The organism is Curtobacterium sp. UNCCL17 (genome assembly GCF_000686685.1).
GTDB classification, from domain to species: Bacteria; Actinomycetota; Actinomycetes; order Actinomycetales; family Microbacteriaceae; genus Curtobacterium; species Curtobacterium flaccumfaciens.
Map to the genome: position 1 here is coordinate 976456 of NZ_KK366000.1, position 16467 is coordinate 992922.

At 70.2% G+C, this 16467-nt stretch carries 16 protein-coding genes; 2 read left to right on the forward strand and 14 right to left on the reverse strand.

The genetic code is table 11. From position 1 onward, the window contains the following. Nucleotides 1-80: 80 nt before the first annotated feature. From BR70_RS0109480 to rplS, 5 genes are all read right to left on the reverse strand, one after another. Nucleotides 81-431: a histone-like nucleoid-structuring protein Lsr2 gene (locus BR70_RS0109480; protein ID WP_017888250.1), complete on the reverse strand. Its 351-nt coding sequence runs from the start codon at nt 429-431 to the stop codon at nt 81-83. A 117-nt stretch (nt 432-548) separates the two neighbouring features. Next, the gene (locus BR70_RS0109485; RefSeq protein WP_017888251.1) at nt 549-872 is read right to left on the reverse strand and encodes a DUF2469 family protein; all 324 of its coding nucleotides are present in this window, start codon (nt 870-872) and stop codon (nt 549-551) included. Between the two features lie 45 nt (nt 873-917). Further along, nucleotides 918-1625 carry a ribonuclease HII gene (locus BR70_RS0109490; RefSeq protein WP_027465879.1) on the reverse strand — a complete coding sequence of 236 codons (708 nt, stop codon included), beginning with the start codon at nt 1623-1625 and terminating at the stop codon, nt 918-920. Next, entirely contained in the window at nt 1622-2365 is a 744-nt protein-coding gene (gene lepB, locus BR70_RS0109495; RefSeq protein WP_027465880.1) for a signal peptidase I, read from the reverse strand. The genes BR70_RS0109490 and lepB overlap by 4 nt, the downstream gene beginning before the upstream one ends. A gap of 122 nt (nt 2366-2487) precedes the next feature. Further along, a complete protein-coding gene (rplS, locus tag BR70_RS0109500) occupies nt 2488-2844 on the reverse strand; it encodes a 50S ribosomal protein L19 (protein ID WP_017888254.1) in 357 nt (118 codons plus the stop codon). 168 nt (nt 2845-3012) lie between these two features. On the opposite strand from rplS, the gene map reads away from it, so the two are divergent. Continuing rightward, nucleotides 3013-3804 carry a type I methionyl aminopeptidase gene (gene map, locus BR70_RS0109505; protein WP_027465881.1) on the forward strand — a complete coding sequence of 264 codons (792 nt, stop codon included), beginning with the start codon at nt 3013-3015 and terminating at the stop codon, nt 3802-3804. 150 nt (nt 3805-3954) lie between these two features. Here map and trmD read toward each other — a convergent pair whose 3' ends face one another. From trmD to aroA, 8 genes are all read right to left on the reverse strand, one after another. Continuing rightward, entirely contained in the window at nt 3955-4647 is a 693-nt protein-coding gene (gene trmD / locus BR70_RS0109510; RefSeq protein ID WP_027465882.1) for a tRNA (guanosine(37)-N1)-methyltransferase TrmD, read from the reverse strand. 5 nt (nt 4648-4652) lie between these two features. Continuing rightward, nucleotides 4653-5198, reverse strand: coding sequence for a ribosome maturation factor RimM (gene rimM / locus BR70_RS0109515; protein ID WP_171907871.1), 546 nt, complete (start codon nt 5196-5198; stop codon nt 4653-4655). A gap of 19 nt (nt 5199-5217) precedes the next feature. Next, nucleotides 5218-5454: an RNA-binding protein gene (locus tag BR70_RS0109520; RefSeq protein WP_017888258.1), complete on the reverse strand. Its 237-nt coding sequence runs from the start codon at nt 5452-5454 to the stop codon at nt 5218-5220. A gap of 3 nt (nt 5455-5457) precedes the next feature. Then, nucleotides 5458-5871, reverse strand: a complete 414-nt coding sequence (rpsP, locus tag BR70_RS0109525) for a 30S ribosomal protein S16 (RefSeq protein ID WP_027465884.1) — start codon at nt 5869-5871, stop codon at nt 5458-5460. A gap of 164 nt (nt 5872-6035) precedes the next feature. Further along, nucleotides 6036-8171, reverse strand: coding sequence for an oxidoreductase (locus tag BR70_RS0109530; RefSeq protein ID WP_081827309.1), 2136 nt, complete (start codon nt 8169-8171; stop codon nt 6036-6038). Between the two features lie 4 nt (nt 8172-8175). Next, nucleotides 8176-9039, reverse strand: coding sequence for an SDR family oxidoreductase (locus BR70_RS20315; RefSeq protein ID WP_081827310.1), 864 nt, complete (start codon nt 9037-9039; stop codon nt 8176-8178). Nucleotides 9040-9127: 88 nt separating this feature from the next. Continuing rightward, nucleotides 9128-10306: an acyl-CoA dehydrogenase family protein gene (locus tag BR70_RS0109540; protein ID WP_051596762.1), complete on the reverse strand. Its 1179-nt coding sequence runs from the start codon at nt 10304-10306 to the stop codon at nt 9128-9130. Beyond that, on the reverse strand, nt 10303-13548 hold the full coding sequence (gene aroA / locus BR70_RS0109545) for a 3-phosphoshikimate 1-carboxyvinyltransferase (protein ID WP_027465887.1): 3246 nt from the start codon (nt 13546-13548) through the stop codon (nt 10303-10305). The genes BR70_RS0109540 and aroA overlap by 4 nt, the downstream gene beginning before the upstream one ends. Before the next feature lie 119 nt (nt 13549-13667). On the opposite strand from aroA, the gene BR70_RS0109550 reads away from it, so the two are divergent. After that, nucleotides 13668-14807: a glutamate--cysteine ligase gene (locus BR70_RS0109550; protein WP_027465888.1), complete on the forward strand. Its 1140-nt coding sequence runs from the start codon at nt 13668-13670 to the stop codon at nt 14805-14807. A gap of 84 nt (nt 14808-14891) precedes the next feature. Here BR70_RS0109550 and ffh read toward each other — a convergent pair whose 3' ends face one another. Next, nucleotides 14892-16442: a signal recognition particle protein gene (ffh, locus tag BR70_RS0109555; RefSeq protein ID WP_027465889.1), complete on the reverse strand. Its 1551-nt coding sequence runs from the start codon at nt 16440-16442 to the stop codon at nt 14892-14894. Nucleotides 16443-16467: the final 25 nt, after the last annotated feature.

Here is a 16467-nt window from a genome sequence, read left to right on the forward strand (position 1 = left end):
GCACGGGCGAATTGCCCTCTGTGGAGGAAAGAAGAAGGACCCGGGCGATCGAGATCACCCGGGTCCTGCTGCGACGAGCGTCAGTGCGCTGCTGCGTAGGCTTCCTGCACCTGCGTCGAGATGCGGCCGCGGGACGAGACCTCGTACCCGTTCTCCTTGGCCCACTCGCGGATCTTGCCGAGCTCTTCCGAGTTGCCACGCTTCGGCGCGGACTTCGGGGCGGAACCGCCGCCGGTGCGACGACCGGAGACCTTGCGCGCTGCGGCGATGTAATCAGAGATCGCCTCGCGGAACTTGTCGACGTTGTCGTTCGACAGGTCGATCTCGTACGACGAGCCGTCGAACGCGAATTCGACCGTCCGGCCTTCACCGGTGGTGATGGGGGAATCGTCGAGGTCGTCGACGAGCTGGACGGTGACCTTCTGTGCCATGGGGTGCTCCTGTTCGTGGGGCGGTTAAATCCCCATCAGAATAGCGCGAACAATTCACCGCCGGTCCGGATCAGCGGCGATTCACCCAGAAAGAAGCAGAAGAAAGTAAATTGACGATCACTCGTCGAGTGCGAGTTCCTTCGGCAGTTCGAGTTCCCGCGTCGTGAGTTCCTCGACATTCACGTCCTTGAACGTGAGTACCCGGACACCCTTGACGAACCGGTCGGAACGGTAGACGTCCCAGACCCAGACGTCGTTCATCGTCAGTTCGAAGTAGAAGTCGTGCTCCGTGTCACGGCGCACGAGTTCGACCTCGTTCGCCAGGTAGAAACGGCGCTCCGTCTCGACCACGTAACGGAACTGCGACACCACGTCTCGGTACTCGCGGTACAGGGCCAGCTCGACCTCGCGGTCGTAGTCGTCGAATTCGTCCTCATCCATTGCGCCCACAGTCTACGGCGACCCAGGGCCGAGCGGGCGACGGGCTCAACCCGCGACGGCGTCGAGTTGGTCGAAGCCGTCCAGCGCGACGCTCGAAGCCTGGTGCAACCAGGACTTCCGGTGCAGCGTGTGCGCCCCGATCGTCCGGATCGCGTCGTAGTGCGCCGTCGACCCGTAGCCCTTGTTCGACACCCACCCGTAGTGCGGAGCCTCGTCGTGCGCCGAGATCATGAGCGCGTCACGGGCGACCTTCGCCACCACCGACGCCGCGGCCACCGAGGCACAGTCGCGGTCGGCCTTGACCCGGACGACGACCTCGAGCGGATCGGCTGCCGGACGGAGCGACGCGGGCAGGGCGCGGCTCAACCAGTCGAACGAACCGTCGAGCACCACCACCGCGCCGTCGAGCGACACCCCGTCGGCGACCAGGGAGCCGAGCGCCTGCGCACCCGCTGCGCCGAGGGCCGGGACGATGCCCTGCTGGTCGACGAAGTCCGCCGATGCCATGCCGACCGCCGTGCGTGCCCAACGCTGCACGACGGGCACCAGGTCGGTGCGGCGCGCTTCGGAGAGCAGTTTGGAATCAGCGAGCCCCTGGGGCACACGACCGATGTCGAGCGTCACCGCGGCCACACCGACGCCGACCGGACCGGCGATGGCGCCACGGCCGACCTCGTCCATGCCGATGACCGTCACGCGGCCCTCGGCGAGCAGACGTTTCTCGAGCCGGAGCGACGGACGGACGGCGGTCACTCGTCGCGCTCCTCCACGCCGGCGAACACCTCGGGGTGGTCGTCGAGCCACGTCCAGCGGCTCGCCGGCCAGGAGATGACGAACGCGCGGCCCGTCACGTCGGACATCGGGACGAAGCCCTTCGACGGGGTGTCGCCGTTGTACCGGGAGTCCTTCGAGTCGTTCCGGTTGTCGCCCATCACCCAGATCGTGCCCTTCGGCACGGTGACCGAGAAGTCGGTCGCCGAGGCCGGGGCGCCGGCGGGGAGCTTCAGGTACGGCTCCTTGATCGGCACACCGTTCACCGACATCTGCCCGAGGTCGTTGCAGCAGGACACCTTGTCACCGGGCAGACCGATGACGCGCTTGATCAGGTGGTCGTCGCTGTCACCGGTGCCGAGACCGACCTGGGTCAGGGCCCAGTCGATGGCCTTGGCGGGCTGGGTGTCCGGCGTGACGCTCGGCACCTCGGATCCGGTGAGCCAGCCGCCCGGGTCCTTGAACACGACGACGTCTCCCCGCTTCAGCGCCACGGCGCCGGGGACGAGCTCGTTGACGATCACCCGGTCGTTGATCTGCAGCGTGTTCTCCATCGACGCCGACGGGATGTAGAACGACCGGATCAGGAACGTCTTGACCAGGAACGACACGAGCAGTGCCGCGATGAAGATGATGACGAGGTCGCGGAGGAATGTGAGGACACCGTTCCGTTGCTTCTCGGCACGTGGCCTGCGCCCGGAATCCTCTGTCGTGTCCGTCATTTCCGCTCTCGTTCGAACCACTGACTCCCCGCAATGGGAAGAGCCCCCCGTCGATGCACAACCGTACATGGACGAGGGGCTCGCAGCGTCGTCCGGCTCGCGGACGTTCACTGTGAAGGCGATCAGGCGTCGCGCTTCTCCTTGATCTTGCGGCGGGCCGCCTTGCCGCGGAGCTCGCGCAGGTAGTAGAGCTTCGCACGACGGACATCACCCTTGGTGACGATCTCGATGTGGTCGATGATCGGCGAGTGCACGGGGAACCAGCGCTCGACGCCGACCTGGAAGCTCACCTTGCGGACCTTGAAGGTCTCGCCGATGCCGTGGCCCTGACGGCCGATGACGACTCCCTGGAAGACCTGGATACGCGAGCGCGTGCCTTCGATGATGTTGACGTGCACCTTGATGGTGTCGCCGGGACGGAAGTCCGGGACGTCGGTACGCAGCGATGCTGCGTCGACGTTGTCGAGGAGCTGGCTCATGGTGGGTTTCACTCTCTGCGGACGCGCACGGGTCGCCGCGGATCGAAGGTTCGGAAAGTGGTGGTGCGTGCCCGGTGTCGGCGACTCCCCCGTGGCAGAGTCCAGCCAGGGCACAGCGTTCAATACTGCCACAGAGAGCGCGGGAGACAAAACGACGAGGATGGACCCATGATCGAACTCCGCACCCCCGCCGAGCTGGACGGACTGCGCGTCGCCGGCCGGTTCGTGGCCGACGTCCTCGACGAGCTGCTCGAGACCGTCGACGTCGGCGTCAACCTGCTCGACCTCGACCGCGTCGCGGCCAGGATGATCGCCGAACGCGGCGCGGAGAGCTGCTACGTCGACTACCACCCGTCGTTCGGCATGTCGCCGTTCGGCAAGAACCTCTGCACCTCGGTGAACGACGCCGCCCTGCACGGCCTGCCGCACGACCGCACCCTGCAGGACGGCGACCTGGTGAGCCTGGACTTCGCCGCGAGCGTGGACGGCTGGGTCGCGGACTCCGCAGTCAGCGTCCAGGTCGGCACGCCGCGCGACGAGGACCAGGCCCTGATCGCCACGGTCGAGCGAGCACTCGCCGCCGGCATCGCCCAGGCGGCTCCCGGCAACAAGCTCGGCGACGTCTCGCACGCCATCGGTCACGTCGCACACGAGGCCGGTCACGACGTGAACCTGCAGTTCGGCGGGCACGGCGTCGGTCGCACCATGCACGGGGACCCGCACGTGCCGAACGACGGCCGTCCGGGTCGCGGCCTGAAGCTCCGGCCGGGACTGGTCGTCGCGATCGAGCCGTGGCTCATGCAGACGACCGACGAGCTCTACCAGGACGACGACGGCTGGACCCTGCGCAGCGTCGACGGCTCACGTGCCGCGCACGTCGAGCACACGGTCGCGGTCACCGAGGCCGGGCCCGAGGTCCTGACCCTGCGTCGCGCCCAGCGCGCCGACCCGACCGTCTGACGGACTGGAGGCACGGTGCGGGCCCGCCCCCGTGCCTCCAGGCAGACCCGGCGGGGCCGGGTTTCGTGCCCAGCGACAGTCCACGCCGAACGAACCGCGAGGAGTGTCGCTCAGCCCGAAAATCGTCCAGCAGGCAAGCGCGCCAGCCGGTCAGGCAGGCGGCAGCAGGTCCGGACGGACGCGCCGCGTCCGCTCCAGCTGCTGCTCGTGCCGCCAGGCACCGACGCGGGCGTGGTGCCCGCTGAGCAGGACGTCGGGGACGTCGAGGCCGCGCCACGACGCGGGCTTGGTGTACGAGGGGTACTCGAGCAGACCGTCCTCGTGGGACTCCTCGACCAGCGACTCGGGATTGCCGACGACGCCGGGGACGAGTCGGCCGACGGCCTCGATCATCGCCATCGCGGCGACCTCGCCGCCGTTCAGCACGTAGTCGCCGAGCGAGAGCTCGACGACGGTGGCGCGCGACGACGCCCACTCGAAGACGCGGGCGTCGATGCCCTCGTACCGCCCGCAGGCGAACACGAGGTGCTCCGACGTCGACGCGAGTGACCGCGCGATCGACTGCGTGAAGGGCGTGCCGGCCGGCGTCGGGACCACCAGGGTCGACGAACCGTCGGGCCGGAAGAGCGCCTCGAGCGCCTGCGCCCACGGCTCCGGCTTCATCACCATGCCGGCGCCACCGCCGTACGGCGTGTCGTCGACGGTGCGGTGCCGGTCGGTGGTCCACGACCGCAGGTCGTGCACGTGCAGGTCGAGCAGTCCGCCGGAGCGGGCCTTGCCGAGCAGGGACACGTCGAGCACGGAGAAGAACTCCGGGAAGATCGTGACGATGTCGATCCGCACGGGGACTAGTCCGTGACCGTCTCGGGGCGCGAGGTGTCCTCGGGGTCCTCGAACAGCCCCTGCGGCGGCGTGACCGTGACGGTGCCGGCCGCGATGTCGACCGCCGGCACGATGGCCGAGACGAACGGCACGAGGACCTCGCCGCGGGACGGCGTGTCGATCGCGAGCAGGTCCTGGGCGGGCATGTGGTCCACACGGGCGACCGTGCCGACCTCGACGCCGTCACGCAGGACCTTGAGCCCGACGAGCTGGTGGTCGTACCAGGCGTCGTCCTCACCGGTCTCGGCGTCGGCGTCCTGCTCGACCCAGAGGATGATGCGCGCCAGGGACTCGGCTGCGGTGCGGTCGTCGATCCCGGCGAAGAACGCGACGGGGTGACCGTTGTACCAGCGGAGTTCGTCCAGCTCGAGGGTCTTGCCCGACCACGGTGAGTCGTCGGGGACCTGGAGCGTGAAGGTGGCGCCCGGGGTGAACCGACGATCCGGGTCGTCGGTGTAGAGCTCGAGCTTGATGCCGCCCTTGAGCCCGTGCGCCTTCGTGATTCGACCCACCCGGAGCTGGGTCGTCTCCCTAGGAATCGGTGTCCACCACGTCGACCCGCACGCGCTTGCCGTCGGCCAGGGCCGTGACGAGGGTGCGGAGCGCCTTGGCGGTGCGCCCGGCGCGACCGATCACGCGGCCGAGGTCCTCGGGGTGCACGCGCACCTCGAGGACCTCGCCGCGTGGGGAGGTGGAGCTGGCGACGCGCACGTCGTCAGGGTGATCGACGATCCCCTTGACGAGGTGCGTCAGCGCGGATTCGAGCAAGGACTACGCCTCGGTCGTCTCGTCGGCGGTCTCGGCGTCGTCGGCCTTGGCGGCGGGAGCCGTCTTCTCTGACTTCGGCTTGAGCACGGCCTTCTTCGAGGAGTCGACCTGGAAGGCCGGCTTCGGCTCGGCGACCTTGACCTTGGACTCGGTGTCCTTCTCGCCCTTGAACTTGGCCCAGTCGCCGGTCAGCTTGAGGAGGGCCGCGACCTGCTCGGTCGGCTGCGCGCCGACGCCGAGCCAGTAGAGCGCACGCTCGGACTCGATCTTGATGACCGAGGGCTCCTCGGTCGGGTGGTACTGACCGATCTCCTCGAGGACACGACCATCGCGCTTGGTGCGCGAGTCGGCGACGACGATGCGGTAGTAGGGCGCACGGATCTTACCGAGACGCTTCAGACGGATCTTGACAGCCACAATTGCTCCTGTTTGCTTTCGTTGTGGTTGAACTGGAACCGCGGGCGTGGGGGCACACACGGCGAAAGCTCGAGAGAGATCGCTCACAGCTGGATAGAGGGTCGAGCTGCGGCGATTCGACCGTTCATTCTTGCAGATTCCCGGCCGTGATGCGAGCCGACTCGCTACGGCGCGAGGCGTCGCACCGCTTCGAGGGCCTCGGACGTCGCCCGGACCGCGTCCACGCTCCGTGCGTCGCGCGCGCCGCCGACGACGGCGTACGGCACGCCGGCGGCCTGGAGGCCCGTGGCGAGTCCGTCAGGCGCGTCGCCCTCGGCGTCGGTCGCGCGCTCCTGCCCGGCGCAGACCACGACGGTGTCCGCCGGCACGCCGACCTCGTCCCCGTGCTCGTCGCGGATCCAGAGCACCCCGGGTTCGATGCGCAGGTACTCCTGCACGCCGCCGACCATCTGCACCCCGGCGTCCCGCAGCCGGCCGAGCGCGACCCACCGCGAGGTGATGCCGATCCCCTGGCCGAACTTGCCCGAACGCCGGAGCACCGTCACCTGCGACCCCGGTCGGGTGGTGCGCCGTGCCGCGGGGAGCCGCTGCGGCACGTCGCCGACGAGCTCCTCGGACACGTCGAGGTCCCAGCGGGCCGCGAACTCGGCGGCCCGGACGACCTCGTCGGGTGACTCGGTCAGGAACGCCGCGGTGTCCACGCCGATGCCACCGCCGCCGATGATCGCGACGGTGCCCTCGGGTACGCCGTTCCGCAGGGCCTGCTCGTAGGACAGCACGTGCGGCAGGTCGCGGCCGGGGACGTCGACGCTCCGGGGGACCACCCCGGCCGCGAGCACGACGGCGTCGCTGTCGACGAGGTCCCGAGCCGTGGCCGGGCGTCCGAGGTGGATCGTGGCGCCCCGCTCCGCGAGCTCGGCACGGGCAGACCGCACCGTGGCGGCGTAGTCCTCCTTCCCCGGGACGAGTGCGGCGAGGCCGAACTGGCCGCCGAGGCGGTCGGAGGCCTCCCAGACGGTGACGTCGTGGCCCCGTCGGGCGGCGTCCACCGCGGCGGCGAGCCCGGCCGGTCCGCCACCGACGACGTCGACGCGCTTCGGGTCCGCGGTCGGCCGGGCGGGGAAGGCCACCTCGCGGGCGGCACGGGGGTTCACGAGGCAGGACACCGGTGCGCCGATGATCGAGCGGTCGAGGCACGCCTGGTTGCAGCCGATGCAGGTGTTCACCAGGGCGAACCCGCCCGCGAGCGAGCGCGACACGATGGCGGGGTCGGCGAGGAACGGCCGGGCGAGGGCGACGGCGTCGATCAGTTTGTCGCTGAGCACGGCTTCACCGTCGCGCAGGTCCGTCATCCGGTTCGAGGCGATCACGCGGACGTCCGGGTAGGCGGACGAGCGCACCACCGCGGCGATCCGTGCCGCGTACGCCAGCCAGGCCCCGTGCGGCACCGAGGCCTGCACGGTCGGGGTGCGGGACTCGTGCCAGCCGATGCCGACCGAGATGCCGTCGAGCCCGAGCGGCAGCAGGTCGTGCACGAGCGCGTCGACCTCGTCGTCGGTCGACGAGCCGGGCATCAGGTCCGCGCCGGACAGCCGGATCGTCACGGCGAGCTCGGGCACCGCGGCGCGCACGGCCCGGACGACCTCGACCGCGAAGCGCCGACGCCGTTCCGCATCCCCGCCCCACTCGTCGTCGCGCAGGTTGGTCAGCGGCGACTGGAACTGGTTGATCAGGTACCCCTCGGACGCCATGATCTCGACGCCGTCGAACCCGATCGCGCGGGCGGTGCGGGCCGCTGTGGCGAAGTCCTCGATGGTCCGCTCGACCTCGGCCGACGTCAGCTCGGTCGGCACCACACCGCGGGCGGCCGCCCACGGCAGGGCCGAGGGCGCCACGACGCGCTGCGGGTCGCCGTGCCGGTCGACCATGCCCGACGCGAGCGCGTACCGCCCGGCGTGGAACAGCTGCGCGAGGATCGTCCCGCCCTCGTCGTGCACGGCGTCGACCGCCACCCGGAACCGCTCGTCGGCTCCCCCGACGCCGAACACCGCGAAGTCCGGACCGCCGCGGGCCTCGTCGTTCACGGCGATGCCGCCGGTGATGATGCACGCCGCCCCGCCGGCCGCACGTTCGCGGTAGAAGGCGGCCATGCCGGCTCCGCCGTCGTCGTGCACCTCGAGCCCGGTGTGCATCGACCCCATCACCACCCGGTTCGCCAGGTGCAGGGGGCCGAGGGTCCAGGGTGACGCGACGGTCCGGAGGGACTCCGGCACGACGGGGGCGGAAGCGACGCTGCTCATGCGCCTATTCTGCGGTGTCCGCGCCCGGAACGTCGGCCGGCAGCACCGCGTCGCGGAGGGGCGATGTCGTGTCCGACCAGTAGGGCGGGGCGATGACCGTCAGACCGCCGTCCACCGAGAGCACCTGCCCGGTGATGTACCCGGCCTTGTCCGACAGCAGGAAGTCGACGGCGTCGGCCATGTCGTCGGCCGTCCCGGGACGCTGCAGCGGGAGCTTCTCGAGCACGGTGTCCATCGGCGCCTGGCCGGGGACCTTCGTGTAGAAGTACTCGAGCGAGTCGGTGTCGATGAGGCCGCCGTTCACCGCGTTGACCGTGATCTGGCGCGGACCGAACTCCACCGCCATGTACTTCATGTACGCCTCGCTCATGGCCTTGGCGGCACCGAGTGCGGCGTAGGTCGGGAACGCCCGGAGCGATCCGTACGACGTCACGACGACGATGCGGCCACCCCGGTCCATCAGTTCCGCCGCGCGCTGGGCGCCGAGCACGAACGAGCGGGCGTTCGTGGCGTAGCTGCGGTCGAGGTGGTGCAGCTTGAGGTCGGCGACGGGCTTGAACGCGCTGGCCGCGGCGTTCGCGACGAACATGTCGAGGCGTCCGTAGGTGTCGCGCACCAGGTCGAACAGGGCGTCGATCGACTCCGGCTGCTCGATGTCGACCTGCGCCGTGATGCCGTCGCCGCCGGCCGCCCTGACGTCGGCCAGGGACTCCTCGGCCAGGTCGGCGTTGCCCTTGTACGTCACCACGACGGTGACGCCGCGCTGGCCGAGCTTCTGCGCGAGCAGGCGGCCGATGCCGCGCGAAGCGCCGGTGATCAGTGCGATGGGCGAGCTGAGCGCGATGGGTGCGTTGGTGCTGTCGGTCACTGCAGTCCTTTGCTGACGGTGGTGGGAGACGGACGGGAGGCGCGGGGCGGGCCCGCACCGCGCCTCCCGTCCGGTACTGGGTTGCGGTCTAGAACCCGGCCTGGCCGGTCACGACGGCGCGGCCGACGATCAGCTTCTGGATCTCGTTGGTGCCCTCTTCGAAGCGCTGCGCGCGTGCGTCGCGGTAGACGCGCTCGATGGCGTTGCGCTTCCAGTAGCCCTGCCCGCCGTGCACCTGCAGGGCCTTGTCGGTGACCCGGGCGAGCATGTCGACGGCGACCATCTTCGAGGCGCTGGAGAGTGTGCCGGCGTCGGGGCGGTCCTCTTCGTAGGCGCGAGCGGCCTCGAGCACCAGGGCGCGGGCGGCGGCGATGTCGGCGTAGTTCTCGGCCAGGTAGAACTGGATCGCCTGCCGGCTGGAGAGCCGCTTGCCGAACGTCTCGCGCTTGTTGGCGTACTCGACGGCGAGCTCGTTCGCCCGCTCGGCGAGACCGACGGCGCTCATCGCGACGGACACCCGGCTCGGCAGCAGGAAGCCGCCGAGCGCGACCTCGAGGCCCTGGCCTTCCTCGCCCAGGCGGGCGCTGGCCGGGATCGGGGTCTCGGTGAACCGCAGGATCGCGTGGTCGGTGCCGCGGATGCCCATGGTGTCGGAGTCGTCGATCACCTCGGCACCCGGCAGCCCGCTGTTCGGCATCAGGAACGCGACCGTGCCGTCCTGGCCGGTGGTGCCCTCCATCCGAGCGGCGATGAGCCAGTGGTCGGCCTTGACCCCGAAGGTGATGAGGTGCTTCTCGCCGTTCATCACGTAGGTGTCGCCCTCGCGCCGGACCGTCGTGCGGATGTCCGCTCCGGTGCCCGCGGTGGCCTCGGTCAGGGTGAACGCGACGAGCGTGTCGCCCGCGACGGACGGCTTGACGACCTGCTCGATCTGCTCCGACGTCGCGTAGGGGGCCATCGCGCGCCAGGTGCCGTTGATGACGTGCACGAGCATGCGGATGGAGGCGTGCGAGCGGGAGACGACCTCCATGATCTCGAGGTAGCGCGAGAAGGGGATCGCCCGTCCGCCGAGCTCCGCCGGGGCCGCGAGGCTGAGCCACCCGTTCTCCTTGAGCTCCTGGAACAGCTCGGGGGCGACCCGGCCCGTGCGCTCGATCTCGTCCGCCCACGCCTCGCCGGGGCCGCGGACCCACTCGGTGACCTCGGCCTTGAGCTGCTGGAAGGCGGCTTCGTCGAAGCCCGTGCTCGTCTGCTCGACGATCGTCATCGTGTCTCGTTCTCCTTCGTCGCGACGAGCGCGGCCGCCTGCTCGCGCAGGATGTTCTTCTGGACCTTGCCGACCGCGTTGCGCGGCAGCTCGGTGGTGTACTCGAGTCGTTCAGGCCAGTAGTACTTGCTCACGCCGGCCGTGTCGAGGTACTGCTGCATCCCGGCGAAGTCGAGCGGCTCGTCCGCGCGGGCGTTCACGACCCAGGCGCACGCACGCTCACCGAGCCGCTCATCCGGCATCGCCACGATCGCGACGTCCGTGACCAGGGGGTGCTGGTACAGCAGGTTCTCGATCTCGACGACGGGGATCTTCTCGCCGCCGCGGTTGATGACGTCCTTCACACGCCCGGTGATCGACAGGAAGCCCTTCTCGTCGACCTTCGCCAGGTCACCCGTGCGGTACCAGCCGTCCGCCGTGAACACGTCGTCGGTCAGGTCCGGGCGGTCGAGGTAGCCCGCGAACATCGTCGGCGAGTGCAGCTCGAAGTTGCCCTCGGTCCCGGCGGGCAGCTCGATCCCCGCGTCGTCGACGATGCGGATCGAGATGCCCGGCAGCGGCCGGCCGTCGTGGCCGTAGGCGTCGGCGGGGTCGTCGCTGGGGCTGGACAGGGCCCCGAGACACGTCTCGCTCGTCCCGAAGGCGCCGAGGATGGCGCTGCCGAGCACCGTGCTCGCTCGCTGGGCCAGTGCACGGGGCACCGCGGCGCCCGTCGGCACGAAGATCCGGAGCGACTCCGGCTGCGGTGCACCGGCCTCGACCAGGTCGACGAGGTCGGTCAGGAACGGCGTCGCGCACTGCACGAAGGACGCCCGGGCGACGCCGAACGCCTGCTCGAGCGCGACCCGGCCGTCCCACACCGGCTGGATGACCTGCGGGGCACCGAGCCGGAACGCCAGCAGCATGCCGTACAGGAACCCGGTCTGGTGAGCGAGCGGCGACGGGATGTAGATGCGGTCGGCGCTGGTCAGCCCGGACTGCGCCACGTGCATGGCGGTCGCGAGTCCGAGCGTGCGGTGCGGGTGCTGCACGCCCTTCGGCTCCCCCGTGGTGCCGGAGGTGAAGAGCAGCTGGCAGACGTCGTCCGGCCCGGGAGCGTGCGACGCGATCTCGTCGACGTCGACGTGCACGGCGGCGAGGGCGTTCTCGAAGTAGCGCCAGTGCCAGTCGCTCGCCACGACGCGCTCCAGGGCGTCAGCGGGCAGCGGCGGCTGGTTCGTCGGGGTGTCCCCCTGCCCGCGGGCCTCGGCGCGGAGCACGATGACGTGCTCGAGCGACAGGCGACGGTCCTGCGCGGTGGCCTCGTCGATGACGTCGAGGAGTTCGAGTGCGGGGCGGCGCTTCCGGAACACGTTCGGCAGGAAGACCACGCGGGCCTTCGATCGCGCCAGCGTCATCGTGGTCTCGCGGGGACCGAACACCGGCATGATCGGGGTGGCGACGGCGCCGATCTGGATCGCACCGAGGGTGATCGACACGAACTCGCGCCAGTTGGGCAGCTGCATCGCGACGGATTCACCCGTGCGCACGCCGAGTTCGAGCAGCAGGGCGGAGACCCGGTCGGCCTCGTCCTGCAGCTCCTTCCACGTGGTGTTCGCTGGGGTCGCACCGCCGACCTCGATCACGGCGAGGCCGTCGGGGTCGGTCTGCGACAGGGCGCGGACCCGCTCGCTCAGGACGAGCGGGTCGGCGTCGACGCCGGCGAGCTCGGGCACGGCGACGGCGGGCTGCGGGGCGGTGGGCTGTGCGGTGGCGGGCTGCGGGGCGGCGGGCTGCGCGACCGGCTGGTCGGTCGGCTCGGGCGCCGCAGACGTCTCGAGGGGCGTGCCGAGGTGCGTGCGGACCCCGTCGGCCTCGGCGGCGTCGATCCGGTCGTCCCGCGCCACCTGGGCTGCGAGCCGGTCACCGACGGACATGTCGAGCCCGACGGAGTTCATCGCCTCGAGGAACGTCGGGTAGGAGATCCGGTAGGCACGCGGGTAGGTCAGGCCCGACACCCCGTCGGCACTCGACGCCGCGACCGCGAGGGACATCAGCACACGGTGGTCGTTGAACGAGGACATCGGCGCACCGTGCAACCCGGCCGCGCCGACGCCGGTGACCCGCAGCTCGTCCGCGCCCTGCTCGGCACGGCCGCCCATCCGGTTCAGCTGGAGCATCGCCGCCACGCGGTCGGACTCCTTCAGCCGGATGTGCGCCACGTTCCACAGTCGGCTCGTGCCCTCGGCGAAGGTGGCCATCGTCGACAGCACGGGCAGCAGGTCCGGGATCGGACGGCAGTCGACGTCCAGCGGGCGGAGCGGGGACCCGTCGTGCTCGATCCGGACGAAGCCGGTCTCCTCGTCGATCCGCATCGGAACACCCATCGCGGTCGCGAGGTCCAGGAACTCGCTCTCCGGGTGGTCCGTCTCGGCCGTCGTCGTGGCCGTCATGCCGCGCAGCAGCACGTTCGACTCGCGGGTGCCGGCCGCCGCGATGCCGAACGCTGCGGAGCCGATGTCGGGCGGGATGACGTAGTCGTGCGGGGTGGCCTGCTGGCCCGCCGGGATCCGGTACTCGAGCCAGTCGTCGGAGACCTCGACCGTCAGGCCGAACTGCCGCATCATCCGCACGGTGAGCTCGACGTAGGGCTGCTCGTTGAGCCGCCCGCCGGTGATGTGGATCCGGGTCTCGTGCTCGGCGAACGGGGCCACCAGCAGCAGCCCGGAGACCCACTGCGACAGGGTGCCGGCGATCGTCACGTCGCCGCCGCGCGGACGCCTCGGCTGCACGGTGACGGGCGGACAGTCGTTCGTCGCCTCGAGCTCCACCCCCATCTGCGTCAGCGAGGTGAGCAGCGCCTTGATCGGGCGGCGCTGGAAGTACTTCATGCCCGACAGGGTCATCGGACGGTCGGCCAGCGAGGCGAGTCCGGTCATGAAGTAGAGCGTGGTGCCCGAGGACCCCATGTTGAGCAGTCCATCGGCACCGCGCGAGCCGTGGTCCACGACGTCGGTCGCCTGGTACCGGCCGCCCAGCCCGGTCACGTGGTACGCGTTCCCGCGACGCTTGACGTCGACGCCGAGCGCGCGGAGCGTGCCCACGGTCCACTCCACCTGTCGCGTCGCGCTGACCCCGGAGACGACACTCGTCCCCTTCGCCAGCGACGCGAGCACCAGCGCGCGGTGCGCGTGGTACTTCGAGACCGGGATGTCGAGTTCTCCGACGAGCGGGGCGTTCGTCCCGCGCACCACCAACTGCATGCGTACCTCTTCCCTGTAGGAACATTTCAACGGTACGCCCGGAGTGGAACTAGTTGCAGGACGATCCGCACGATCGGGACAACGCTTCGTTGTGCGTGTCCGACAAGGACCCGGGCAGGATGGACGGCATGGACATCCGCTTCACCGAGTCCCGCCCGTCGACCATCGGCGTCGAGTGGGAACTCCCCCTGGTCGACCGGGCGACCGGCGACCTCGCTCCCCGCGCCCCCGCCGTCATCGCCGCCGTGCACGAGCGGCTCGGCGACCACGACCGCGTCACCGAGGAGCTGCTGACCAACACGGTCGAGGTCGTCTCGAGCGTCCACGACCGCGTGGGGGCTGCGACGAGCGAGCTGTCCGGCATCATCGGCGAGGTCATCGACGCCGCCGAACCGCTCGACGCCCAGGTGATGTGCTCGGGCACGCACCCGTTCGCGGTGTGGGACCAGCAGGAGATCACCCCGGACAGCGAGCACTACACGACGCTGATCGACCGCACCCGCTGGTGGGGACGCCAGATGCTCATCTGGGGCGTGCACGTGCACGTCGGCATCGACGACCGCGACAAGGCGGTCCCGATCATGAACGCGATGCTCGCCTACGTCCCGCACCTGCAGGCCTTCACCGCGTCGAGCCCGTTCTGGGGCGGCACCGACACCGGGTACGCCTCGAACCGCGCCCTGATGTTCCAGCAGCTCCCGACCGGCGGGCTCCCGCCGCAGCTCGGCGCCTGGGCGAACTTCGAAGAGGTCGTCGGCGACCTCACCCACACCGGCGTCATCGACGGCGTGAAGGACCTGCGCTGGGACATCCGACCGTCGCCGGGCTGGGGCACCCTCGAGAACCGGGTCTCCGACGGCATCTCGACCCTGCACGAGGTCGGCGCCGTCACCGCGCTCGTGCAGTGCCTGGTCACCGCCTGCTCGGACCGGCTCGACGCCGGTGAGACCCTGCCCACCATGCAGCCGTGGTTCATCCGCGAGAACAAGTGGCGCGCGGCCCGCTACGGCATGGAGGCCGAGATCATCACGAACGTCGCCGGCGACGAGCGGCTCGTGACCGACGAGGTGCACGACCTGGTGCAGCGGCTCGACCCGATCGCCGAACGGCTCGGCTGCCTCGACGAGCTGCACCACCTCGACACGATGATCGAGCGCGGCGCCTCGTACCAGCGGCAGCTGCAGGTCGCGCAGGAGAACGGCGGCGACCTGCGCGCCGTGGTCCGCCACCTGGTCACCGAGTTCCGCGACGCGCTCTAGCCGCGACCGGACGACGGACGGGAGGCCCGGTGCCAGCTGGCACCGGGCCTCCCGTCCGTCAGGTAGTCGCGATCGCGACCCGCGTCAGCGACCCAGGAACTTCTGCAGCGACGCGAGCTCTTCCTCGGTCGGTGCCTTGCCGCCCTTGGCGCCCCCGAGGCCGAGGCCGGACCCCTGCGGGGCCTGCTGCGGCGCAGCCGCCGCGCCGGCAGCCAAGGCCGCGCGCTTGGCAGGGTTGCCCACCTTCGACTTCTTCTTGCCGCCCTGCTGCTGCTTCTTGCCGCCGTGCATGCCCGGGATCGGACCCATGCCCGGCATCTGCGGCACGCCACCGCGGGCGACGGTCTTCATCATCTTGGCGGCCTGCTCGAAGCGGTTCACCAGCGCGTTGACCTCGGTGACGGTCGATCCGGCACCGCGCGCGATGCGCAGACGACGCGAACCGTTGAGGAGCTTCGGGAGCTCGCGCTCCTGGGGCGTCATCGACTGGATGATCGCCTCGGTGCGGACGATCTCGCGCTCGTCGAAGTTGTCGAGCGCCTCGCGCATGCCCTTGGCTCCCGGGAGCATGCCGAGCATGCCCTTGATGGAGCCGGCCTTGCGGAGCTGCTGCATCTGCTGCAGGAAGTCGTTCAGCGTGAAGTTGTCGGTCGCGATCTTGTCCGCGACCTTGCGCGCCTCTTCCTCGTCGAAGGCGCCCTGCGCCTGCTCGATGAGGGACAGGATGTCGCCGAGGTCGAGGATGCGGCTTGCCATGCGGTCCGGGTGGAACGGCTCGAAGTCGTCGAGCGACTCACCCGTCGACGCGAACATGATCGGACGGCCGGTCACGCTGGCCACCGACAGGGCGGCACCACCGCGGGCGTCACCGTCGAGCTTCGAGAGCACGACACCGGTGAAGTCGACGCCTTCCTGGAACGCACGGGCCGTGTTGACGGCGTCCTGACCGATCATCGCGTCGATGACGAACAGGACCTCGTCCGGGTCGACGGCCTTGCGGATGTTCGCGGCCTGCTTCATCAGCTCGGCATCGACACCGAGTCGACCGGCGGTGTCGACGATGACGGTGTCGTACTGCTGGTCGATGGCGGCCTTGATGGCGTTCTTGGCGACCTTGACCGGGTCGCCGACACCGTTGCCGGGCTCGGGAGCGAACACGTGCACGCCGGCCTGCTCGCCGACGACCTGCAGCTGCTGCACGGCGTTCGGACGCTGGAGGTCCGCCGCGACGAGCATCGGGGTGTGGCCGTCCTTCTTGAGCCACTTGCCGAGCTTGCCCGCGAGGGTGGTCTTTCCGGCGCCCTGCAGACCCGCGAGCATGATGACCGTCGGCGGCTTCTTCGCGAACTCGAGCCGTCGCTGCTGCCCACCCAGGATGCCGACGAGTTCCTCGTTGACGATCTGGACGACCTGCTGCGCCGGGTTGAGCGCGCGGTTGACCTCGTCGGAGAGGGCACGCTCGCGCACCGATGCGGTGAACGCCTTGACGACCTCGAGCGCGACGTCGGCGTCGAGGAGCGCCCGCCGGATCTCGCGGACGGTGCCGTCGACGTCGGACGGAGTCAGCCGACCCTTGCTCCGCAGATTGCGGAAGGTCTCGGTCAGCCGATCGGAGAGTGAACCGAATTGCGCCATGATCCGTCGATTCTACAAGGCTCCC